Below are 21,936 nucleotides of genomic sequence, written 5' to 3' on the forward strand. Positions count from 1 at the left end.
AATCCTGGGCCTGGTTATCGATTGTTCTGCTGTTGCCCCGATGCCTGATTGCGTTTAGACGCATCCGGTACCAGACGATAGAAGGTTTCGCCCGGGCGGGTCATGCTGAGTTCATTGCGCGCACGCTCCTCAATCGCTTCCTGCCCGCCGTTGAGGTCGTCAATTTCGGCAAACAGCTGATCGTTGCGTGCTTTTAATTTGGCGTTAGTCGCCTGCTGGGCGGTGACGTCGTCGTTAACCCGCGTGTAGTCGTGCAGGCCGTTTTTACCGAACCACAGCGAATACTGTAGCCAGACCAGCAAAGCTAATAATAGCAGCGTTAGTTTACCCATCCTGCCCCCTGAAAAACGGCATCATCATCCCAAAACTCGCCCGGGTACGCTACCGGGGCGCGCGGACGATGCCGCGTAACGCGGGGACTGTACCATATTTTTGCTGTCGATACCCATGCTTGATTCATACCAGCAACGGGTTATCCCAACAGCCAGAGGAAGAGTAGCGCAAACATCAGCCCAACGGTCAGGATGGTCGCGCTGACGCTATAGAGCAGTTTGCCATTGAGCAGAGAGTGCAGCGCAATACCGACCACCACCGCCACCGGCATCAACGCAAGGAAGAATGGCCAGGTGTAGAGGAGAAAGAAGAGTGTATTACTGCCATAGAGAAGGAAGGGAATACCCAGCGCCAGCAGCCACGAAATAAAGCCCACGGCAGCGCCCGACAAAGACCAGGTGGTCTCGTCGCCGATCGCCGGAGGCGGTTCTGAACGAATAATACTGAGGTTCTGGGTATTGCGCATATCGAATCCTGTAGACCGGGCAACCGGCACCCCTCGATGCCGCTGCCGTTTCAGGATCTGATAATATCGCTCTGTTGCAGCAGGTCTAATAGTTGGTGCACCAAATTTGTTACCAATTGTTCACCATCCAGATGAATTTCCGCCTTTTCCGGTGCCTCATAGACCGAGTCTATACCGGTGAAATTGCGTAATTCCCCTGCCCGCGCTTTCTTATACAATCCTTTCGGATCCCGCGCCTCGCAGATGGCCAGCGGGGTATCGACGAACACTTCGATAAAGCGTCCTTCCCCGAGGCGCTCGCGCACCATCTGCCGTTCCGCACGGTGCGGAGATATAAATGCCGTCAATACCACCAGCCCGGCATCGACCATCAGCCTGGCCACTTCCCCGACGCGGCGAATGTTCTCTTTGCGATCCTCATCGCTGAATCCCAGGTCGCTGCACAGGCCATGGCGCACGTTATCGCCGTCCAGCAGATAGGTGCTGACGCCGCGCTCATGCAGGGCCTCCTCCAGCGCCCCGGCGACGGTGGATTTACCCGACCCCGAAAGGCCGGTAAACCACAGCACCACGCCGCGATGGCCGTGATGCTGTTCCCGCTGCTGTTGGGTCACAGGGTGGGCATGCCAGACGACGTTTTCGTCATGCTGGGCCATTATTTGCCTCCCAGCAGGTCGCGGGCGTCCCAGTGCGGGAAATGTTTACGGATCAGCTGGTTCAGCTCCAGCTCGAAGGCGCTGTACTGTGATGCCGACGTCGATGCCTGCAGGTGCGGCTCGTTGACCATCCCGGCGCCGACGGTGACGTTGGTCAGGCGATCGATAAAGATAAGCCCGCCGGTCACCGGGTTTTGCTGATACGGATCCAGCACTAAAGGTTCGTCAAAGGTCAGCTCCACCAGGCCGATGCCGTTCAGCGGCAGAGACTCGACTTCACGCTGGGTCAGGTTGTTAATATCGACCTGGTAGCGGATAGCGTCGACGCGAGCGCGGGTCTTCTTGCCGGCGATTTTGATGTCGTAGCTCTGGCCCGGGGTCAGCGGCTGTTCGGCCATCCACACCACGTCGATGCTGGCGCTCTGTACCGCCGGCAGCGAGGCTTGCGCGTCAACCAGCAGGTCGCCGCGACTGATGTCGATTTCATCTTTCAGCACAAGGGTAATGGCTTCGCCGGCGGCGGCTTCCTGCAGGTCTCCGTCGAAGGTGACGATACGCGCTACGCTCGATTCGACGCCCGACGGCAGCACCTTCAGACGCTGGCCAACCTGCACGGTACCGGAGGCGACCGTGCCGGAGAAGCCGCGGAAATCAAGGTTCGGACGGTTAACATACTGCACCGGGAAGCGCAGCGGCTGGCTCTCGACCACCCGCTGGATCTCCACGGTTTCGAGGACTTCCAGCAGCGTCGGGCCACTGTACCACGGCATATTCGCGCTCTGGCTGGCGACATTATCGCCTTCCAGCGCTGACAACGGCACAAAGCGGATATCAAGGTTGCCCGGCAGCTGCTCGGCAAAGGTCAGATAATCTTCCCGGATCTCGTTGAAGCGCGCTTCGCTAAACTCGACGAGATCCATTTTGTTGACCGCCACTACCAGGTGTTTAATGCCCAGCAGCGTCGAGATGAAGCTGTGACGGCGGGTCTGGTCGAGCACGCCCTTGCGCGCATCGATCAGCAGGATCGCCAGGTCGCAGGTGGACGCGCCGGTGGCCATATTGCGCGTGTACTGCTCGTGCCCCGGGGTGTCGGCGATGATAAATTTGCGTTTTTCGGTTGAGAAGTAGCGATAGGCCACGTCGATGGTGATGCCCTGCTCGCGCTCGGCCTGCAGGCCGTCCACCAGCAGCGCCAGGTCCAGCTTTTCGCCCTGGGTGCCGTGACGCTTGCTGTCGTTGTGCAGCGAAGAGAGCTGGTCTTCATAGATCTGGCGCGTATCGTGCAGCAGGCGGCCAATTAAGGTGCTTTTGCCGTCATCGACGCTGCCGCAGGTCAAAAAACGCAGCAGGCTCTTGTGCTGTTGCGCGTGCAGGTAAGCTTCTACGCCGCCTTCGTTGGCAATTTGTTGGGCAATGGTCGTGTTCATGGCGGCTCCTTAGAAATACCCCTGACGTTTCTTCAGCTCCATCGAGCCGGCCTGGTCGCGGTCAATGACGCGCCCCTGACGTTCGCTGGTGGTCGATACCAGCATCTCTTCAATAATTTCGGGTAGCGTCTGCGCTTCAGACTCCACCGCGCCGGTCAGCGGCCAGCAGCCGAGGGTACGGAAACGCACCATCCGTTTTTCAATCACCTCGCCCGGCTGCAGATCGATACGGTCGTCATCGATCATCATCAGCATACCGTCGCGCTCCAGCACCGGACGCTCAGCGGCCAGATACAGCGGCACGATTTCAATATTTTCCAGATAGATGTACTGCCAGATATCCAGCTCGGTCCAGTTGGAGAGCGGGAAGACGCGGATGCTTTCGCCTTTGTTAATCTGGCCGTTGTAGTTGTGCCACAGCTCCGGACGCTGATTTTTCGGGTCCCAGCGGTGGAAGCGGTCGCGGAAGGAGTAGATGCGCTCTTTCGCGCGGGATTTCTCTTCGTCGCGACGCGCGCCGCCGAACGCGGCGTCAAAGCCGTATTTGTTCAGCGCCTGCTTCAGCCCTTCGGTTTTCATGATATCGGTATGCTTGGCGCTGCCGTGGACAAACGGGTTGATGCCCATCGCCACCCCTTCCGGGTTTTTATGCACCAGCAGTTCACAGCCGTAGGCTTTAGCGGTCCGGTCGCGGAACTCATACATCTCACGGAATTTCCAGCCGGTATCGACGTGCAGCAGCGGGAACGGCAGGGTTCCCGGATAAAACGCTTTGCGCGCCAGATGCAGCATTACGCTGGAATCTTTCCCGATGGAGTACATCATTACCGGGTTAGAAAATTCGGCGGCCACCTCACGAATAATATGGATGCTTTCCGCCTCCAGTTGCCGCAGGTGAGTGAGTCGTTTTTGGTCCATAACCGTTCCTTAAGCCAGATTGACCACCGAAGCGTTAAACCCCTCGGCGGATGATGTATGTTGAAACCAGGCGAGCTGCTGATGCAGCTGCACCACTTCGCCTACCACCAGCAGGGCGGGCATCGGGGCGTCTTTCGCCAGGTGTTCGAGTTGTTGCAATGTGCCGGTTATCGTCTGCTGATCGTCACGGGTGCCGCGGGAAATTACCGCCACCGGCGTGTCGCTGTCGCGACCGTGGGCGATCAGCTGCGCGCTGATTTCCGCTGCCTTCATGGTGCCCATGTAGATCGCCAACGTCTGTTGGCTCTTCGCCAGCAGCGACCAGTCGAAGGGGGCGCTGTCCGGCTTATAGTGGCCGGTGACAAAGACGGCGCTTTGCGCATAATCGCGATGGGTCAGCGGAATACCGGCGTAGGCCGTCGCCCCGGCGGCTGCGGTGACGCCCGGCACCACCTGGAACGGGATCCCCGCCTCGGCGGCAGCCTGCAGCTCTTCTGCGCCGCGGCCAAAAATAAACGGATCGCCGCCCTTCAGGCGCACGACGGTTTTCCCCGCCTTCGCCGCCTCCACCAGCAGCTGATTGGTTTCATGCTGCGGCACCGAGTGCTCGCCGGCGCGTTTGCCAACGCAGATCAGCTCGGCATCGCGGCGCACCAGCTCGAGAACCGGCTGAGTCACCAGATGGTCGTGGAAAACCACGTCCGCCTGCTGGATCGCCTGCAGACCGCGAAGGGTCAGCAGCCCGGCATCGCCCGGCCCGGCGCCGACCAGAATAATTTCTCCCGTCTCTCGTTCGGGCTTATCCAGCTCATCCTGCAGCGCCTTTTCCGCCTCCGCAGAGTTGCCCGCCACCATCAGGCTGGCGAAGCGGCCGGTAAAGACGCGCTCCCAGAAGCGGCGACGCGCTTCGGTAGTCGTCAGGCGGGTTTTCAGATGGTTGCGCCAGTAGCTTGCTGATTCCGCCAGCCGACCGAGATTCGTCGGCAGCAGCGCTTCGATTTTTTCACGCAGAATGCGCGACAGCACCGGCGCTTTACCGCTGGAGGAGATCGCCACCAGCAGCGGCGAACGGTCGACGATAGAAGGGAAAACAAACGAGCACAGCGCCTGGTTATCCACCACGTTGACCAACCGGTAGCGCGCGTTAGCTGCCGCAAATACCCGCTGGTTAAGCGCCTCATCCTCGGTGGCCGCAATCACCAGAAAGACATCATCCACCAGCGAGTCGCTGAATTCCGTCGCCCGCCAGCTGAGTGCCTGGCGCGCAGCCAGATCGGCCAGCGCCGGTGACAGCGTTTCAGCGACCACCTGCACCTGCGCCTGGGCGCGCAGCAGGAACTTGATCTTACGTTCAGCAATCTCGCCGCCGCCGATCACCAGCACGGGCCTTTGTTTCAGTTCGGCAAAAAGGGGCAAGTAATCCACGGTGCAACAACTCTCTTACATTCAGCGATACTGCGACTATAGGGTGCGCCTTAGAGCAAATGAAATTACGAAATGGAATGAGTTGTGACACAAAGGAATAACGCGGCGGAAATACAAATATCAAAAAGTGCTTAACGCGCTATTTTTCCGCTATTTAAGAGCAATTGAAATTGTTTAACCGCGGTCACAGTTTCATACTGTACGCGTCAAATTGTCTTGTTCGTGTAAGGACCCCTTATGTTTTCCGCGTTGTGCCGCCGTCTGCTTCCGCTGGCGCTCGGCACCGGTTTTGTTTTTGCCGCCGCCCCCGCATTCAGCGCGCTGGGCGACACCGCCAGTAGCCAGGCCCGCCATATCGCCACCGTCTTCCCGGGACGAATGACCGGAACGCCGCCGGAAATGCTCTCAGCTGACTATCTGCGCCAGCAGTTCGCCCTGATGGGATATCAGAGCGACGTGCGAAGCTTCAATACCCGCTATATCTATACCGACAGCAATCAGCGCAAGAACTGGCATAACGCCACCGGCAGTACGGTGATCGCCGCCCATGAAGGTAAAGTGCGCCAGCAGATTATTATCATGGCACACCTCGACACCTATGCGCCGCAGAGCGATAAAGACGTGGAGAACAACCTCGGCGGCCTGACGCTGCAGGGCATCGACGACAACGCGATGGGACTTGGCGTATTGCTGGAGCTGGCGGAGCATTTAAAGAACGTCCCTACCCGCTATGGCATCCGCTTTATCGCCACCAGCGGTGAAGAGGAAGGCCGTCTCGGCGCGCAAAACCTGCTGCAGCGGATGAGCGAAGCGGAAAAGAAAAATACCCTGCTGGTGATCAATCTCGATAATCTGGTGGTGGGCGATAAGCTTTATTTCAACAGCGGCCGCAGCACGCCGGCCTCGGTGCGCAAGCTGACCCGCGACCGCGCGCTGGCTATCGCTCGCAGCAAGGGCATCGCCGCCTACACCAACCCGGGACTCAACCCGGCTTATCCGAAAGGCACCAGCTGCTGCAATGACGCCAGCGTCTTCGACAACGCCGGGATCCCGGTGCTGTCGGTCGAGGCGACTAACTGGTCACTCGGCAAAAAAGATGGCTATCAGCAGCGGAGCAAATCGGCCAGTTTCCCGCAGGGAACCAGTTGGCATGACGTCCAGCTGGATAATCAGCAGTATATCGACCACGCGCTGCCGGGGCGCATCGAACACCGCGGACGCGAGGTAGTGAAAGTCATGCTGCCGCTGGTGAAAGAGCTGGCGAAGGTGGAGAAGAAAAGCTAATACGCACAAAAGAACGCGCGGTATCGCCCGCGTGTTCTTTTTGAATTATCACTCAGAGGAAGAGCTAACAGCTTAACCCTCGTGCAATCCGCACTCGCGTTTAAGCCCGAAGAACCGGGTCTCTTCTTCTGCCATGCCCGGCTCCCATTTGCGGGTGGTGTGGGTATCGCCTACCGAGAGATAGCCCTGATCCCACAGCGGGTGGTACTTCAGCCCGTGCTTTTGCAGGTACTGATACACCGTGCGGTTATCCCAGTCGATAATCGGTAGCACCTTGAACACCCCGCGCTGGACCGCCAGCACCGGAAGCGTAGCCCGGCTGCCCGACTGCTCGCGGCGCAGACCGGCAAACCACGTCTGCGCGTTGAGCTCTTTCAGCGCCCGGTTCATCGGCTCAACCTTGTTGATCTCATTGTATTTCTCAATGCCCTCAACGCCCTGCTCCCACAGCTTGCCGTAGCGCGCCTCCTGCCAGGCTGCGCTTTCAGCCGCGCGGTACACCTTCAGGTTCAGCTTGAGCTTGTCCGTCAGCTCGTCAATAAACTGATAGGTTTCCGGGAACAGGTAGCCGGTATCGGTGAGGATCACCGGAATATCCGGGCGGATCTGATTCACCAGATGCAAACTGACTGCCGCCTGAATGCCAAAGCTCGACGACAGCACATAGTTTCCCGGCAGATTTTCCAGCGCCCACGCCACACGCCCTTCGGCGTCAAGCTTTTCCAGTTGGGCGTTGGTTTCCGCGAGTGCCAGAATGCGTTCCACTTTCGGCAATGCATTAAGCGCGTTTAGATCGAGTACGGACATATGAACCTCGTTTGCCTGTTTTGCCGGACGACACTGCGTTCGTCCGGCCTACGGGTTTCGCTGGCCCGGATCGCTACGCGCCACCGGGCACCAGGATGTTATTCCCAGAAATCGCGGGCTGGGTCGAGCACCGGGCGAATGATGCCCGCACGCACCGTAAAATCGCCGAAGCCTTCACCCGCTTCGCGCTCTTTCGCCCAGCGCCCTACCAGTTCGTCTAGCGAGTCGAGAATTTCCGACTCGGTAATATTCTCCCGATACATCCGCGGGATGCGGGTGCCGTTGCGGTTACCGCCGATGTGCAGGTTATAGCGGCCCGGCGCTTTGCCCACCAGTCCCACTTCCGCCAGCATCGCGCGGCCGCAGCCGTTCGGGCAGCCGGTGACGCGGGTGACGATATGCTCATCGCTCACGCCGTGCTTGCTCATCACCCCTTCCACCTTGTCGATAAACGACGGCAGGAAACGCTCGGCTTCCGCCATCGCCAGCGGACAGGTCGGGAAGGAGACGCAGGCCATCGAGTTTTCGCGCTGCGGGGTGACGGCATTCATCAGGCCATGATCCCGCGCGAGCTTCTCGATCCGCGCCTTCTGATCTTCCGGTACGCTGGCGACAATCAGGTTCTGGTTAGCGGTGATGCGGAATTCGCCTTGATGGACCTTAGCAATCTCCAGCAGGCCAGTCTTCAGCGGACGACCCGGATAATCGAGAATGCGGCCGTTTTCAATAAACAGCGTCAGGTGCCACTTATCATCAATCCCCTTCACCCAGCCGATGCGATCGCCGCGGCCGGTAAATTCGTACGGGCGGATCGGCTCAAACTTAATGCCTGCCCGGCGCTCCACTTCCGCTTTGAAGGTTTCGACACCGACGCGCTCAAGGGTGTACTTGGTTTTCGCATTCTTACGGTCGGTACGGTTGCCCCAGTCGCGCTGGGTGGTCACAACCGCTTCCGCCACCGCCAGAGTATGCTCCAGCGGCAGATAACCGAATTCGCTCGCCGTGCGGGCGTAGGTTTTTTTGTTACCATGTTCGATAGAGAGACCGCCGCCCACCAGCAGGTTAAAGCCCACCAGCTTGCCGTTTTCGGCGATCGCCACGAAGTTCATGTCGTTGGCGTGCAGATCGATATCGTTCTGCGGCGGGATCACCACCGTGGTTTTAAACTTACGCGGCAGATAGGTCTGGCCGAGGATCGGCTCTTCGTCGGTAGTGGCGACCTTTTTCTGATCCAGCCAGATCTCGGCATAAGCGCGGGTACGCGGCAGCAGATGCTCGGAGATCTTTTTCGCCCACTCGTAGGCCTCAGCGTGCAGCTGCGACTCGTAGGGGTTGGAGGTGCACAGCACGTTACGGTTCATATCGTTGGCGGTGGCCAGCGCGTCCAGCCCCACCGAGTGCAGCATCTGATGCACCGGCTTGACGTTCTTTTTCAGAATGCCGTGGAACTGAAAGGTCTGCCGGTTGGTCAGGCGAATACTGCCGTAAATGGTGTTGTCCGCGGCAAACTTATCGATCGCCTTCCACTGGGTGGTGGTGATCACTCCGCCCGGCAGACGGCAGCGGAGCAGCATCGCATGGCGCGGCTCCAGCTTCTGGGCGGCGCGTTCCGCGCGGATATCGCGATCGTCCTGCTGGTACATGCCGTGGAAACGGATCAGCAGGAAGTTATCGCCTTTAAAACCGCCGGTCAGACCGTCGTTTAAATCTTCCGCAATGGTGCCGCGCAGGTAATTGCTCTCAAGCTTCATGCGCTCGGCATCGCTCAGTTTACCTTCGACCACTAAAGGCCCCGGATGTTTTTCGCTCATTAGTAGACATCTCGCTGATAACGGCGCTCAACGCGCAGCTCACTTAAAAATTCGTCCGCCGCTTCGGCGTCCATCGCGCCGTATTCGGCAATCACTTCCAGTAAGGTGTTTTCCACGTCCTTCGCCATACGATTGGCGTCGCCGCAGACATAAATGTGGGCGCCGTCATTGATCCAGCGCCACAGCTCGGCCCCCTGCTCGCGCAGTTTGTCCTGCACATAGATTTTTTGTTGTTGATCGCGGGACCAGGCCAGATCGATACGGGTCAGCAGACCTTCCTTCACATAGCTCTGCCACTCCACCTGATAGAGGAAATCTTCGGTGAAGTGCGGGTTGCCGAAGAACAACCAGTTCTTGCCTTGCGCTCCGTCCGCAGCGCGCTGCTGCATAAAGGCGCGGAACGGCGCAATACCGGTGCCCGGGCCAATCATGATCACCGGGGTCTCCGGGTTGGCTGGCAGACGGAAGTTGTCGTTGTGTTCGATAAAGACACGGACTTCGCCATCCTCTTCCACGCGGTCGGCGAGGAAGCTGGAGGCGCCGCCAGCCCGGGCGCGGCCTTCAATTTCATAGCGCACCACGCCCACGGTGACATGCACCTCGCTCTCCACTTCCGCCTGTGAGGAAGCAATAGAATACAGGCGCGGCGTCAGCGGACGCAGCAGACCGATTAACGCCTCAGCGTCCAGCTGCGCCGGAGAGAAACGGACCATATCGACGATCGGCGTCGCGGCGGCATACTGCTGCAACTGAGCTTTATCGCCCACCAGCGGCAGCAGCGATTCGCTGCGCGTCAGGGTGGCGTAGTTTTCAACGATAGTCGCGGTGTTAACCGTCAGCTCAAAGTGCCACTGCAGGGCTTCCGACAACGGCAGAGTTTTACCCTCAACGGTCACCGGCTCGTCGCCTTTCAGCCACAGCAGCTCCACCAGCTCTTTCACCAGCTGAGGATCGTTCTGGTACCAGACGCCCAGGGCGTCGCCCGGCTGATAGCGCAGACCGGAATCACCGAGGTCTATTTCGATATGGCGCACATCTTTTTCTGAATTGCGGCCGGTGATTTTCTGATTGACCGACAGGGTCGCCGTCAGGGGCGCTTCTTTGGTATATGGGCTGGTGTGAATATCGTTCACCGCGCCGCTGGTGGCCAGCTGAGCGGGCGCAGCGACCGGCGCACGGGCCTTCAGCGCCTCAACCACTCGCGCGCGCCATTCAGCGGCCGCGGCCTGATATTCAACGTCGGCGTCGACGCGATCGAGCAGACGTTCCGCGCCGAGCTCGGCCAGCTTGTTGTCGAAATCTTTGCCGGACTGGCAGAAAAATTCATAAGAGGTATCGCCGAGACCAAAGACGGCGAACGCGGTCCCGTCCAGCTTCGGCGCTTTCTTAGAGAACAGGAACTTATGCAATGCGACCGCTTCTTCCGGCGGCTCTCCTTCCCCCTGGGTGGACGTTACAACCACCAGCAGTTTTTCCGCAGCAATTTGTTTGAATTTATAATCGCCTGCATTCACCAGCTTCACGTTCAGCTTCGCCGCCAGCAGATCGTCACGCAGCGCTTCGGCGACGCGGCGGGCGTTGCCGGTTTGCGAGGCGGAAATCAGCGTGATCGTCGGTACCTCGGCGGCCGGGGCGGGGGCGGCTACCGCCGTGCCGGACTGCTGATTCAGCACGCCCCAGAAATAGCCAGATACCCAGGCGAGCTGAGTGGGCGTGAAGTCAGTGGTGGCCGCCTGAAGGCGCGCCAGTTGCTCCGGGTTGAGCGGCAGCAAGTTGGAAGGTGGGGCCTGTGTCGTCATGCGTCGTTTGTTCCAGTAAGCAAAGCTGTTATTCGCACCCTGTCAGCGCGACAAAAACAGAAGAGAATAGAAGGTTAACGGCGGGCATAGTAACAATTAAAGAAGGGATGGAAATAATAAATAACCAAATGGACTAACCTGTTTTAGTTGTAGTTATTAACAACAAAATCGATTAAATAAGAGATTGAAATATAAGAGATTAAATCAAATAAAGCAGATAAACATGTCCATTTTCTGTTCACGGCCGTTTTAGTTAATGCGAAAAAATGTACTTTCCGGTACCCTACGGCGGTTTTTTTCGTCCTGTTGAGAGTCAATGATGTCCACCACGCTGTTTAAAGATTTCACCTTCGAAGCCGCCCACCACCTGCCGCACGTCCCGGAAGGACACAAATGCGGTCGCCTGCATGGCCACTCCTTTATGGTGCGTCTGGAGATCACCGGTGAAGTCGATCCCCATACCGGGTGGATCATGGATTTTGCCGAGCTGAAGGCCGCCTTTAAGCCGACATACGATCGCCTCGACCACTATTATCTGAACGATATTCCTGGTCTGGAAAACCCCACCAGCGAAGTGCTGGCCAAATGGATCTGGGATGAGATGAAACCGCGGGTGCCGCTGCTGAGCGCCGTGATGGTCAAAGAGACCTGCACCGCCGGCTGCGTCTATCGCGGCGAGTAAGCGATAAAAAGCCCGGTCAGTACGCTGCCGGGCTTTTTTATCAGGCAATATTCAGATACTTGTGCGTCTGCATGGACAGGCGCCAGTTGCGGGCGATGCAGGTGTCGATACACAGGCGCGTCGCATCTTCTTTCTGACTGATCGGCTGCAGGGCGATGATCCGCGGTTTGTCATCGCTCAGCGTTTCCAGCAGTTCGTCCAGCGCTTCTATGTCGCGGACGCGCCCTACCGGATGCTTGATCTCATCCGCCCGCTGCAGGGCCTGAGACAGCACGTCATAGCCACCGCGCATGTTGACCTTCGGGGAAACCGTCACCCAGGTATTGGGGCTGCAGCGTACTTCATGGGTGCCGCTGGTTTCAATCTGACAGCTAAAGCCGTTTTGTTCCAGAAGCGAGGTTAACTGCGTTAAATCATGAATGCAGGGCTCACCGCCGGTAATGACCACGTGGCGGGCAGTCCACCCCTGCCGCCCAATAATCGCCAGCAGATCCTCGCTGCTTGCCGGGCCCCACTTGTCGCTCTCTTTGGTTTTCGCCAGGATGCTGAACAACGACACTTCCCGATCGGCCAGCTTGTCCCAGGTATGCTTGGTGTCACACCACGCGCATCCTACCGGGCATCCCTGCAGACGAATAAAGATGGCAGGCACGCCGGTGAAGTAACCCTCGCCTTGCAGGGTCTGGAACATCTCGTTAATCGGGTACTGCATAGTCATCTCTGTTTAGGGTGATAAACGTTCATTATCGCAGATTTCGCTGCCCAGGTCTTGTCCTGCGCTGCGATCGCTTTTTTACCCCTCCGTCAATATCCGTGTCGGGAATAATATTATTGATTAAAAAGGCAATCTTTTCTTTTGGCTTAGTTTATTAGCATGATAAGAATTAAAATAAATAGCATTCTGACGCGCGGGGGGAAATATGTAACAAAAAATGTTATTCCTGTCATTCAGGATAAAATAAAAGGTCCAAGAACCAAAATAAAAAACCTTAAAATACAGTAATGTACAAACTGATACATGAAAGAGTGAATTATCTGGCCGATCTGCGAGTCCAATTCTATCCCCCGGTAATAATAACCTTAAACTGGTCTTAATAAAGCCCTGATCGGGCCCCTTTTTTATTTAATTGTCGTTTACTTTTGCCCGCCTAGAATCCCGCAGACCAACCATAATGAGATAGCGTTTATGACCACATTATTAATTACCGGCGTTACGGGGTTTCTGGGCGGTGCCGCGTTAGAGAAAATACTCCATCAGGAAACCCGGTTAGATCTGCTGCTGCTGGTACGTGCTGATAGCCCCGAGGCTGGCCTCGAACGGGTTAAAGAGAACATGCGTAAGTTCAACATCGCCGAGGAGAAGCTGGCGATGTTGCGCCAGCAGCATATCCTGCTGGGCGATCTCGCCTCTCCGGAGCATTTTCTTAACGATCCGCGCCTTGAGCAGGTCACCCATGTCCTCAACTGCGCCGCTGTCGCCTCATTTGGCAGCAACCCGCTTATCTGGAAGGTTAACGTTGAGGGCACGCTGCGCCTGGCGCAACGTATGGCGCAGGTGACGGGTCTGCAGCGCTTTCTGCACGTCGGTACGGCGATGTCATGTTCGCCTGAACCGGATTCACTGGTCGCCGAAAGCGCGGAGTTTCGGGAACGCGCTGAGCACCTGGTGGAATATACCCACTCGAAGTCGACCATCGAGCAGCTGATGCAGCAGCAGTGCCCTACGCTACCGCTGGTAATTGCCCGCCCCTCTATCGTGGTGGGTCATACCCATCACGGCTGCCGGCCTTCCAGCAGTATTTTCTGGGTGTTCAGCATGGGGCTGATGCTGCAGAAATTCATGTGCTCCATGGAGGACCGAATTGACGTTATCCCGGTGGACTACTGCGCCGACGCCCTGCTAATGCTGCTTAACCAGCCTCTGGCTCACGGCGAGGTGGTGCATATCTCTGCTGGCGAAGAGAACAGCGTGAAGTTTGCCGAAATCGACCGGGCGATGGCTCAGGCCCTGGAGCAGGCGCCGGTGGGGGATAAGTACGCCCAGGTCAGCTATGACACGCTGGTCAAAATGAGACGCGAACTGAAAGGGATATTTGGGCCATGCAATGAGCGGCTGATGCTGAAAGCCATGCGCTTATACGGCGCATTCGCCACCCTGAACGTGCGCTTTAGTAACGACAAGCTGCTGAGCATGGGGATGCCAAAACCGCCGCGCTTTACCGATTACATCGACCGCTGCGTGGAAACCACCCGCGGGTTGTCGATCCCTCAGCAAATGGCCGTCGACTTTAAATAATGGCCGCAGGCGTAAAAAAAATGCCAGCCCGAAGGCTGGCATGATTATTTCACAAGGACAGGATTAAGCCTGACCTTTGATCTCTTTACGACCGTTGAACGGCGCTTGCTCACCCAGCGCTTCTTCGATACGAATCAGCTGGTTGTATTTAGCAACGCGGTCAGAACGGCTCATAGAACCAGTTTTGATCTGGCCTGCAGCGGTACCAACAGCCAGGTCGGCAATGGTAGCGTCTTCAGTTTCGCCAGAACGGTGAGAGATAACAGCGGTGTAGCCAGCGTCTTTCGCCATCTTGATAGCAGCCAGAGTTTCGGTCAGAGAACCGATCTGGTTGAACTTGATCAGGATGGAGTTAGCGATGCCTTTTTCGATGCCTTCTTTCAGGATCTTGGTGTTGGTTACGAACAGGTCGTCACCAACCAGCTGGATTTTGTCGCCCAGTACTTTGGTCTGGTAAGCGAAACCTTCCCAGTCAGATTCGTCCAGACCATCTTCGATGGAGACGATCGGGTACTGTTTGGTCAGCTCTTCCAGGAAGTGAGTGAACTCTTCAGAGGTGAACGCTTTGTTGCCTTCGCCAGCCAGAACGTATTTACCATCTTTGTAGAATTCAGACGCCGCGCAGTCCATCGCCAGGGTGATGTCTTTGCCCAGCTCGTAGCCTGCAGCTTTAACCGCTTCAGCGATAACAGCCAGCGCTTCGGCGTTGGAACCCAGGTTCGGCGCGTAGCCGCCTTCGTCACCAACGGCAGTGTTCATGCCTTTGGACTTCAGCACTTTCGCCAGGTGATGGAACACTTCAGAACCCATGCGTACTGCTTCTTTCAGGGTCGGCGCGCCAACCGGCTGAATCATGAATTCCTGGATGTCGACGTTGTTGTCAGCGTGCTCACCGCCGTTGATGATGTTCATCATCGGAACCGGCATGGAGTATTTGCCCGGAGTGCCGTTCAGTTCAGCGATGTGCGCGTACAGCGGCAGGCCTTTGGACGCAGCAGCTGCTTTGGCGTTCGCCAGAGAAACGGCCAGGATAGCGTTCGCACCGAAGTTAGATTTGTTTTCAGTACCGTCCAGGTCGATCATGATCTTGTCGATGCCAGCCTGATCTTTAGCATCTTTGCCCAGGATTGCCTGAGCGATCGGGCCGTTTACCGCAGCAACAGCTTTGGTTACGCCTTTACCCAGGAAACGGGATTTGTCGCCATCGCGCAGTTCCAGCGCTTCGCGGGAACCAGTAGAAGCACCTGACGGAGCAGCTGCCATACCGACGAAACCACCTTCCAGGTGTACTTCGGCTTCAACAGTCGGGTTACCACGGGAGTCGATGATTTCACGACCGATGACTTTAACGATTTTGGACATTAGGTTTTCCTCAGTACAAGTTAAACTAAAACTCCAGACAAACAATGCACCCGGATGGGTGCATTGCCGTTCAAACTCTTTTTACTTCGCCTGGCGTTTCTGGTACTCGCTCGCGGCTTTCACAAAGCCGGCAAACAGCGGGTGTCCATCACGCGGCGTCGAAGTAAACTCCGGGTGGAACTGGCAGGCCACAAACCACGGATGGTTCGGCACTTCGATGATCTCGACCAACTGATCATCCCCGGAACGGCCCGCAACGCGCAGACCGGCAGCTTCAATCGGTTTCAACAACATGTTGTTGACTTCGTAGCGGTGACGATGACGCTCGGTGATGGTCGGCTCGCCGTAAAGCTGGCGTACCAGAGAATCATCACTCAGCTGGCACTGCTGCGCGCCCAGGCGCATGGTGCCGCCCAGATCGCTCTTCTCAGAGCGGACTTCAACGTTGCCATCTTCGTCACGCCATTCGGTAATCAGGGCCACGACCGGGTATTTACAGTCTGGCACAAATTCCGTCGAGTTGGCGTTTTCCATACCCGCTACGTTACGCGCGAACTCAATCAGCGCAACCTGCATACCCAGGCAGATGCCCAGATAAGGAATATTGTTTTCACGCGCATAGCGCGCGGTGGCGATCTTGCCTTCAACGCCGCGGTAGCCGAAGCCGCCCGGGATCAGGATAGCGTCTAAATCCTTGAGGATTTCGACGCCGCGCGTTTCCACATCCTGCGAATCGATCAGCTTGATGTTGACGGTAACGCGATTTTTCAGACCGCCGTGTTTCAGCGCTTCAATCACCGACTTGTAGGCATCCGGCAGTTCAATGTACTTACCGACCATACCGATGGTGACTTCGCCTGCCGGATTAGCTTCTTCATAGATTACCTGTTCCCATTCGGCCAGGTTTGCTTCCGGACAAGTTAAGCTGAATCGTTTACAAATATAATCGTCCAGCCCCTGAGATTTCAACAGGCCCGGAATTTTATAAATGGAATCGACGTCTTTCAGAGAAATCACAGCCTTTTCCGGAACGTTACAGAACAAAGCAATTTTGGCTCGTTCGTTGGCCGGAACCGCGCGATCGGAGCGGCAGATCAGAATATCAGGCTGAATACCGATGGAGAGCAGCTCTTTTACGGAGTGCTGGGTCGGCTTGGTTTTGACTTCGCCCGCGGCGGCCATGTACGGCACCAGAGTCAGGTGCATGAACAGGGTATGCTCGCGGCCGATCTCTACCGCCATCTGACGAATCGCTTCGAGGAACGGCAGGGATTCGATATCGCCTACGGTACCGCCGATTTCCACCAGCACGACGTCATGGCCTTCGCCGCCCGCCAGTACGCGCTCTTTGATAGCGTTGGTGATGTGCGGGATAACCTGAACGGTCGCGCCCAGGTAGTCGCCACGGCGCTCTTTGCGCAGCACGTCGGAGTAGATACGGCCGGTGGTGAAGTTATTGCGGCGCGTCATCTTGGTGCGGATAAAACGCTCATAGTGGCCCAGGTCCAGATCGGTTTCTGCGCCGTCTTCAGTAACGAACACTTCCCCATGCTGGATTGGGCTCATGGTGCCCGGATCGACGTTGATATACGGATCCAGTTTCATGATGGTCACGTTGAGACCACGGGCTTCAAGAATGGCTGCCAGGGAGGCTGCGGCAATGCCTTTACCCAGAGAGGATACGACCCCGCCGGTCACAAAAATATAGTTCGTTGTCATGCTGAACCTGAGAAGTTAGGGTAAAACGATGGAATAACCAGGACGGGAAAGTAGTATACCCGAACATGCGTGACGCCACAAACTTTCATTCTTCCCCTCCCCTTCGTTCTTCAAGTTGCACCTGTGTTGCGACTCGAACAACTCGAAGAGGCAGGCTACATGGTGTTTCAACGACATAACGGAAAGAGAAAATAGACGCTTTTGGCGAAATGTTTTTGACGTAAATCAAGCGCTTGTTATTTATAAAATCACACAAATCGCGCTTGATCACGAAAATCCGTTAGAGATCAGTTTCCTGGCGTTTTACTTCCTGCCACACTTCTTCCATGGTATCGAGGTCGACGCCGGTCATTTCCAGGCCGCGGGCGGCGACAATACGCTCGACCTCGCGGAAACGACGCTCAAATTTGAGGTTTGCTTTCTGCAGCGCCACCTCGGCTTTGACGCCCAAATGACGGGATAAATTCACCGTGGCAAACAGCAGATCGCCCACTTCCTCTTCCAGTTTTGCTTCATCCACCACCGCCTGCTGCGCTTCATGCATCACTTCATCAATTTCTTCATGCACTTTGTCGAGCACCGGGCCCAGCGAGGTCCAGTCGAAACCCACTGCCGAGCAGCGGCGCTGGATTTTATGCGCGCGCATCAGCGCCGGCAGGCTATGGGGAATATCGTCCAGGGCCGAATGCTGGGCTTTTTCCGCTCGCTCCGCGCTTTTGATTTGCTCCCAGCGGGCCAGGACTTCCGTGCTATTGCCCGCCGATGCCTCGCCGAAGATATGCGGGTGGCGACGCTCCAGCTTGTCGCTGATGGCGGCGCAGATATCGTCAAAGTTAAAGCGTCCCTCTTCCTGCGCCATTTGCGCATAGAACACCACCTGGAACAGCAGATCGCCCAGCTCACCGCGCAGATCGTCAAAATCTTCCCGCTGGATAGCATCGAGGACCTCGTAGGTCTCCTCAAGGGTGTAAGGGGCGATGGTGGCAAAGGTCTGCTCTTTATCCCATGGGCAGCCGTTTTCCGGGTCGCGCAGGCGGCGCATGATGCCGAGCAAGCGGTCAATTTGAGTCATGTGACAATCCTGGAAATTTTAAAAATAGTCGGCCGGATAAGGCGTTTAGACCTTATCCGACGTTGCGAAATTGCCGGATGGCGGCTTCGCCTTATCCGGCCTACAGACGAATTAACCGCCGTGCAGACGGCGCGCGTCGATCACATCCGGCACCTGGTTGAGCTTACCGAGCACCCGGCCCAGCACCTGCAGGTTGTAAATCTCGATGGTCATATCGATGGTTGCCAGCTGCTGACGGGTATCGCTGCGGCTGGCGACGCCCAGCACGTTCACCTTCTCATTGGCGAGGATGGTAGTGATATCGCGCAGTAAACCGCTGCGATCGTTCGCCTCCACCCTGACCACCAGCGAGTAGCCCGCCGAGTAGCTTTCGCCCCATACCGCATCGACGATGCGCTCCGGAGCATGCGACTGCAGTTCAGCCAGCTGATCGCAGTCCGCGCGATGCACGGAGATCCCGCGCCCCTGGGTGATAAAGCCGACGATCTCGTCGCCCGGGATTGGCTGGCAGCAGCGGGCAATATGGTGCATCAGGTTGCCTACCCCTTCCACCACTACCCGGCCATTGTCCTTGGTGCGATTTTGCGGCGTGTAGGTTTTCTGCTGCAGTTGCTTCAGCGCGGCCGCATCCTGCTCGGCGGCGCTAGGTTTATTGAACTGCGCCTGCAGGAAGTTGACCATCTGGTTAAGGCGAATATCGCCGCCGCCGATAGCCGCCAGCAGTTCATCCAGTTCATTAAAGTTGTAGCGCGGCAGCAGATGTTTCTCGGCATCCTTCAGGCTGATGCCCAGATGCTCGAGCTCATCGTCAAGGATCTGCCGCCCGGCGAGAATGTTTTTATCGCGATCCTGTTTACGGAACCAGGCGTGAATTTTGGAGCGTCCACGGCTGGTGGTCACGTAGCCAAGGTTCGGGTTCAGCCAGTCGCGGCTTGGGTTCGGCTGCTTCTGGGTGATTATCTCAATCTGATCGCCCATCTGCAGCTGATAGGTGAACGGCACAATGCGGCCGCCAATTTTGGCGCCGATGCAGCGATGGCCGACATCGCTGTGAATATGATAGGCAAAGTCGAGCGGCGTCGACCCCGCAGGCAGGTCCACCACGTCGCCTTTCGGCGTAAAGACATACACCCGGTCGTCGAAGACCTGGCTGCGCACTTCGTCGAGCATCTCGCCGGAGTCGGCCATCTCTTCCTGCCAGGCAATCAGCTTACGCAGCCAGGCGATACGGTCTTCATAGCCGCGGCCGCCGCTGGTGCCGGCTCCCGCGCCCTCTTTGTACTTCCAGTGTGCGGCCACGCCCAGCTCGGCATCTTCATGCATCTGCCGGGTGCGGATCTGAATCTCCACCGTCTTGCCGCTCGGCCCCAGCACCACGGTATGGATAGACTGGTAACCGTTGGGTTTCGGGTTGGCCACGTAGTCGTCGAATTCATCCGGCAGATGGCGGTAGTGAGTATGGACGATCCCCAGCGCGGCATAGCAATCCTGCAAACGCTCAGCCACAATACGCACCGCGCGAACGTCAAACAGCTCGTCGAAAGCGAGGTGTTTTTTCTGCATTTTGCGCCAGATACTGTAGATATGCTTCGGCCGGCCATAGACTTCCGCCTTGACGCCTTCGGCTTTCATCTCCGAGCGCAGGTGGCCGACGAACTCTTCGATGTAATGCTCGCGGTCGATACGGCGCTCGTGGAGCAGTTTGGCAATGCGCTTGTATTCCGCCGGGTGCAGATAGCGGAAGCAGTAATCTTCCAGCTCCCACTTCAGCTGGCCGATACCTAAGCGGTTCGCCAGGGGAGCATAGATATTGGTGCACTCTTTCGCCGCAAGAACGCGCTCATCTTCCGGCGCGTCCTTGACCTCGCGCAGATGCGCGATCCGCTCAGCAAGTTTGATGACCACGCAGCGGAAATCGTCAACCATCGCCAGCAGCATACGGCGAATGTTATCCACCTGCTCGGAAGAGACCGAGTCGGTATGGGTAGCTTTCAGCTGGCGGATAGCGGCCATGTCCCGCACCCCGTGAATCAGGGTCACGACCGATTTACCTACGCTCTCCTGCATCACCTCTTCGCTGACAACTTCGCCGTCGGCCAGCGGGAACAGCAGCGCCGCGCGCAGCGTATCGATGTCCATACTTAGGGTGGAGAGGATCTCCACCATTTCGACGCCCCGCCACAGCAGCAGGTCCGCCTGCGGGTGTCCTTGCGTTTTTTCGCGACAATAATCCCAGGTTTCGGCTAAGCGCTCACACGACTGCTGGCTGGAAATTCCCAGACTCGCGATCCATTTCTTCGGGTCAAATTCACCAGCTTTATTAAGATGTGCACTTCTTACCGCAACCATTGTCCTCTCCTTAAGGGACCGGCCTGCCGAAGTCGGCAAGCCTCAACTTTCTACATGTCATCCTGCAGGTCGCGTCAGCATTCATGGCCAGGGTGGCTCTTCTGCGACGTTGTGAATGACCTTATGTAAGCCTGCGCTCAAACAACACCATTGATTCCAGATGGCCGGTATGCGGGAACATATCCAGCATCGCCAGGCGTTGAATCTGATATCCAGCCTGCAACAGGGTTTCGCTGTCTCGCGCCAGCGTCGCCGGGTTGCAGGAAACATACACCACCCGCCGCGGTGCCAGTTTTATTATATGCGGCATCACGCCCGGCGCGCCGGCGCGGGCCGGGTCCAGCAGCACTTTATCAAAGCCGTGCTTCGCCCAGGCCTGACGGGTGACGTCTTCTTCCAGATTTTCATGGAAGAAAGTGACATTTGATAAACCATTGCGGGCGGCGTTTTCCCGCCCCTTCTCCACCAGCGCCGGCACCCCTTCCACGCCCACCACATGGGCGGCGCGTGTCGCCAGCGGCAGGGTAAAGTTGCCCATCCCGCAGAATAGATCCAGCACCCGGTCCTCTGGCCGCAGATCCAGCCACTCCAGTGCGGTACGCACCATCTGCTGATTTACGCCGTCGTTGACCTGGATAAAATCCCGCGGGCTGAACACTAAGCGTAGTCCGTCTGAGGTATACCATGGCGCTTCGCCATGAATATGCTCCAGTATCTCGCTTTGTGGCGCGAGGTACAGGGAAAGACCGTGAGTTTGCGAAAAGCGTTCCAGTTTTTCCCTGTCTGTCGCCGGCAGGGTTGCGGTATGGCGCAGCACCATCAGCGGACCGTTGTCCGCCTGCACCAGCTCGACGTGGCCGAGATGGCGTAATGCGCTCAGCGCGCTTAAGCACTCGCGCACGGCGGGCAGCAATGCCTCAAGTTGGGGCACCAAAACAGGGCACTGCACCACATCGACGATCGCTTTGGCGTTGGCCTGGCGAAAACCCATCTGCAATTGTTGGGTCTTCGGCTGATAATTCAAGCTCAAGCGTGCGCGACGGCGGTAGCCCCACGGCGCGCCGGCGATGACGTCATCTACCTCGCGCTTCATCAGTCGCCCCAGCGCGGCGCGTTTACTTTGCTGCTGAAGCGGAACGCTGGCATGTTGTTGTTGGCATCCGCCGCAGACGCCAAAATGGGGGCAGCGCGGCGCCTGGCGCTGCGGGCTGTCGGTCAGTCGGCGTTTCACCTCGGCGCGGGCGTACTGTTTTTTATCTTCCACCAGCACCACCTCGGCCTGCTCGTGGGGCAGCACGCCGCTCACGAACAGCGCCTTCCCCTGATGGCGGGCAACACCCTGACCAAAGGGATCGAGGTCGTTGACTGTAACGGTTATGATCTGGCGCGTCGTCACACGCCGTTTTGCAGAGTAGAATTGCGCCATCGTAGAGAGTTGTCTCAATCAAATAAAACGAGCTCGTTCAGAGCGGCAGCGCCGCGAGGCGCAGCGACGCTGCACAGAACGATGATGTCTATATTCTCCCATAA

18 protein-coding genes are annotated in these 21,936 nt (G+C 57.3%); 3 read left to right on the forward strand and 15 right to left on the reverse strand.

Going from position 1 to position 21,936, the window contains the following annotated elements; all coding sequences use genetic code 11:
* Positions 1–14: 14 nt before the first annotated feature.
* From ftsB to cysG, 6 genes are all read right to left on the reverse strand, one after another.
* On the reverse strand, positions 15–332 hold the full coding sequence (ftsB, locus tag BHE81_RS13795) for a cell division protein FtsB (RefSeq protein ID WP_002915156.1): 318 nt from the start codon (positions 330–332) through the stop codon (positions 15–17).
* Between the two features lie 140 nt (positions 333–472).
* Positions 473–799 carry a DUF3561 family protein gene (locus tag BHE81_RS13800; protein ID WP_002915157.1) on the reverse strand — a complete coding sequence of 109 codons (327 nt, stop codon included), beginning with the start codon at positions 797–799 and terminating at the stop codon, positions 473–475.
* Positions 800–849: 50 nt separating this feature from the next.
* A complete protein-coding gene (gene cysC, locus BHE81_RS13805) occupies positions 850–1,455 on the reverse strand; it encodes an adenylyl-sulfate kinase (RefSeq protein ID WP_002915158.1) in 606 nt (201 codons plus the stop codon).
* Positions 1,455–2,882 carry a sulfate adenylyltransferase subunit CysN gene (cysN, locus tag BHE81_RS13810; protein ID WP_004181094.1) on the reverse strand — a complete coding sequence of 476 codons (1,428 nt, stop codon included), beginning with the start codon at positions 2,880–2,882 and terminating at the stop codon, positions 1,455–1,457. The genes cysC and cysN overlap by 1 nt, the downstream gene beginning before the upstream one ends.
* Positions 2,883–2,891: 9 nt before the next feature.
* Positions 2,892–3,800, reverse strand: coding sequence for a sulfate adenylyltransferase subunit CysD (gene cysD, locus BHE81_RS13815; RefSeq protein WP_002915160.1), 909 nt, complete (start codon positions 3,798–3,800; stop codon positions 2,892–2,894).
* Positions 3,801–3,809: 9 nt separating this feature from the next.
* Complete coding sequence (gene cysG / locus BHE81_RS13820) at positions 3,810–5,216, reverse strand: siroheme synthase CysG (RefSeq protein ID WP_004217556.1); 1,407 nt, start codon at positions 5,214–5,216, stop codon at positions 3,810–3,812.
* Between the two features lie 246 nt (positions 5,217–5,462).
* Between cysG and BHE81_RS13825 the strand changes: the two genes are divergently transcribed.
* Positions 5,463–6,509 (forward strand): aminopeptidase, encoded by a 1,047-nt coding sequence (locus tag BHE81_RS13825; protein ID WP_004174643.1) that lies wholly within the window; start codon positions 5,463–5,465, stop codon positions 6,507–6,509.
* 72 nt (positions 6,510–6,581) lie between these two features.
* On the opposite strand, the gene cysH is transcribed toward BHE81_RS13825, so the two are convergent.
* The 3 genes from cysH to cysJ all read right to left on the reverse strand — a co-directional run bounded on the left by cysH (position 6,582) and on the right by cysJ (position 10,926).
* Positions 6,582–7,316, reverse strand: coding sequence for a phosphoadenosine phosphosulfate reductase (gene cysH / locus BHE81_RS13830; protein ID WP_002915177.1), 735 nt, complete (start codon positions 7,314–7,316; stop codon positions 6,582–6,584).
* Positions 7,317–7,414: 98 nt separating this feature from the next.
* Positions 7,415–9,127: an assimilatory sulfite reductase (NADPH) hemoprotein subunit gene (gene cysI, locus BHE81_RS13835; protein ID WP_021440639.1), complete on the reverse strand. Its 1,713-nt coding sequence runs from the start codon at positions 9,125–9,127 to the stop codon at positions 7,415–7,417.
* Positions 9,127–10,926: an NADPH-dependent assimilatory sulfite reductase flavoprotein subunit gene (gene cysJ, locus BHE81_RS13840; protein ID WP_004174642.1), complete on the reverse strand. Its 1,800-nt coding sequence runs from the start codon at positions 10,924–10,926 to the stop codon at positions 9,127–9,129. The genes cysI and cysJ overlap by 1 nt, the downstream gene beginning before the upstream one ends.
* A 316-nt stretch (positions 10,927–11,242) precedes the next feature.
* Between cysJ and queD the strand changes: the two genes are divergently transcribed.
* Positions 11,243–11,608, forward strand: a complete 366-nt coding sequence (queD, locus tag BHE81_RS13845; RefSeq protein ID WP_004174641.1) for a 6-carboxytetrahydropterin synthase QueD — start codon at positions 11,243–11,245, stop codon at positions 11,606–11,608.
* A 40-nt stretch (positions 11,609–11,648) separates the two neighbouring features.
* Here queD and queE read toward each other — a convergent pair whose 3' ends face one another.
* Positions 11,649–12,320, reverse strand: a complete 672-nt coding sequence (gene queE, locus BHE81_RS13850) for a 7-carboxy-7-deazaguanine synthase QueE (protein ID WP_021440641.1) — start codon at positions 12,318–12,320, stop codon at positions 11,649–11,651.
* 474 nt (positions 12,321–12,794) lie between these two features.
* On the opposite strand from queE, the gene BHE81_RS13855 reads away from it, so the two are divergent.
* A complete protein-coding gene (locus BHE81_RS13855) occupies positions 12,795–13,904 on the forward strand; it encodes an SDR family oxidoreductase (protein ID WP_021440642.1) in 1,110 nt (369 codons plus the stop codon).
* 63 nt (positions 13,905–13,967) lie between these two features.
* Here BHE81_RS13855 and eno read toward each other — a convergent pair whose 3' ends face one another.
* The 5 genes from eno to rlmD form a co-directional block, all read right to left on the reverse strand.
* Positions 13,968–15,266, reverse strand: a complete 1,299-nt coding sequence (gene eno / locus BHE81_RS13860; protein WP_002915213.1) for a phosphopyruvate hydratase — start codon at positions 15,264–15,266, stop codon at positions 13,968–13,970.
* An 81-nt stretch (positions 15,267–15,347) separates the two neighbouring features.
* A complete protein-coding gene (gene pyrG / locus BHE81_RS13865) occupies positions 15,348–16,985 on the reverse strand; it encodes a glutamine hydrolyzing CTP synthase (protein WP_004142808.1) in 1,638 nt (545 codons plus the stop codon).
* A gap of 280 nt (positions 16,986–17,265) precedes the next feature.
* Entirely contained in the window at positions 17,266–18,057 is a 792-nt protein-coding gene (mazG, locus tag BHE81_RS13870) for a nucleoside triphosphate pyrophosphohydrolase (RefSeq protein WP_002915215.1), read from the reverse strand.
* Between the two features lie 111 nt (positions 18,058–18,168).
* Entirely contained in the window at positions 18,169–20,406 is a 2,238-nt protein-coding gene (gene relA / locus BHE81_RS13875; protein ID WP_002915217.1) for a GTP diphosphokinase, read from the reverse strand.
* Positions 20,407–20,527: 121 nt separating this feature from the next.
* Positions 20,528–21,832: a 23S rRNA (uracil(1939)-C(5))-methyltransferase RlmD gene (gene rlmD / locus BHE81_RS13880; protein WP_023301525.1), complete on the reverse strand. Its 1,305-nt coding sequence runs from the start codon at positions 21,830–21,832 to the stop codon at positions 20,528–20,530.
* Between the last annotated feature and the right edge of the window lie 104 nt (positions 21,833–21,936).

It is taken from the genome of Klebsiella sp. AqSCr (assembly GCF_008452795.1).
GTDB lineage: Bacteria > Pseudomonadota > Gammaproteobacteria > Enterobacterales > Enterobacteriaceae > Klebsiella > Klebsiella pneumoniae.

What these genes read in the sequence shown, in the direction of transcription:
- ftsB (WP_002915156.1), bottom strand. Translation starts at nt 332, where the DNA reads ATGGGTAAACTAACGCTGCTATTATTAGCTTTGCTGGTCTGGCTACAG.
- BHE81_RS13800 (WP_002915157.1), bottom strand. Translation starts at nt 799, where the DNA reads ATGCGCAATACCCAGAACCTCAGTATTATTCGTTCAGAACCGCCTCCG.
- cysC (WP_002915158.1), bottom strand. Translation starts at nt 1,455, where the DNA reads ATGGCCCAGCATGACGAAAACGTCGTCTGGCATGCCCACCCTGTGACC.
- cysN (WP_004181094.1), bottom strand. Translation starts at nt 2,882, where the DNA reads ATGAACACGACCATTGCCCAACAAATTGCCAACGAAGGCGGCGTAGAA.
- cysD (WP_002915160.1), bottom strand. Translation starts at nt 3,800, where the DNA reads ATGGACCAAAAACGACTCACTCACCTGCGGCAACTGGAGGCGGAAAGC.
- BHE81_RS13825 (WP_004174643.1), top strand. Translation starts at nt 5,463, where the DNA reads ATGTTTTCCGCGTTGTGCCGCCGTCTGCTTCCGCTGGCGCTCGGCACC.
- cysH (WP_002915177.1), bottom strand. Translation starts at nt 7,316, where the DNA reads ATGTCCGTACTCGATCTAAACGCGCTTAATGCATTGCCGAAAGTGGAA.
- cysI (WP_021440639.1), bottom strand. Translation starts at nt 9,127, where the DNA reads ATGAGCGAAAAACATCCGGGGCCTTTAGTGGTCGAAGGTAAACTGAGC.
- cysJ (WP_004174642.1), bottom strand. Translation starts at nt 10,926, where the DNA reads ATGACGACACAGGCCCCACCTTCCAACTTGCTGCCGCTCAACCCGGAG.
- queD (WP_004174641.1), top strand. Translation starts at nt 11,243, where the DNA reads ATGATGTCCACCACGCTGTTTAAAGATTTCACCTTCGAAGCCGCCCAC.
- queE (WP_021440641.1), bottom strand. Translation starts at nt 12,320, where the DNA reads ATGCAGTACCCGATTAACGAGATGTTCCAGACCCTGCAAGGCGAGGGT.
- BHE81_RS13855 (WP_021440642.1), top strand. Translation starts at nt 12,795, where the DNA reads ATGACCACATTATTAATTACCGGCGTTACGGGGTTTCTGGGCGGTGCC.
- eno (WP_002915213.1), bottom strand. Translation starts at nt 15,266, where the DNA reads ATGTCCAAAATCGTTAAAGTCATCGGTCGTGAAATCATCGACTCCCGT.
- pyrG (WP_004142808.1), bottom strand. Translation starts at nt 16,985, where the DNA reads ATGACAACGAACTATATTTTTGTGACCGGCGGGGTCGTATCCTCTCTG.
- mazG (WP_002915215.1), bottom strand. Translation starts at nt 18,057, where the DNA reads ATGACTCAAATTGACCGCTTGCTCGGCATCATGCGCCGCCTGCGCGAC.
- relA (WP_002915217.1), bottom strand. Translation starts at nt 20,406, where the DNA reads ATGGTTGCGGTAAGAAGTGCACATCTTAATAAAGCTGGTGAATTTGAC.
- rlmD (WP_023301525.1), bottom strand. Translation starts at nt 21,832, where the DNA reads ATGGCGCAATTCTACTCTGCAAAACGGCGTGTGACGACGCGCCAGATC.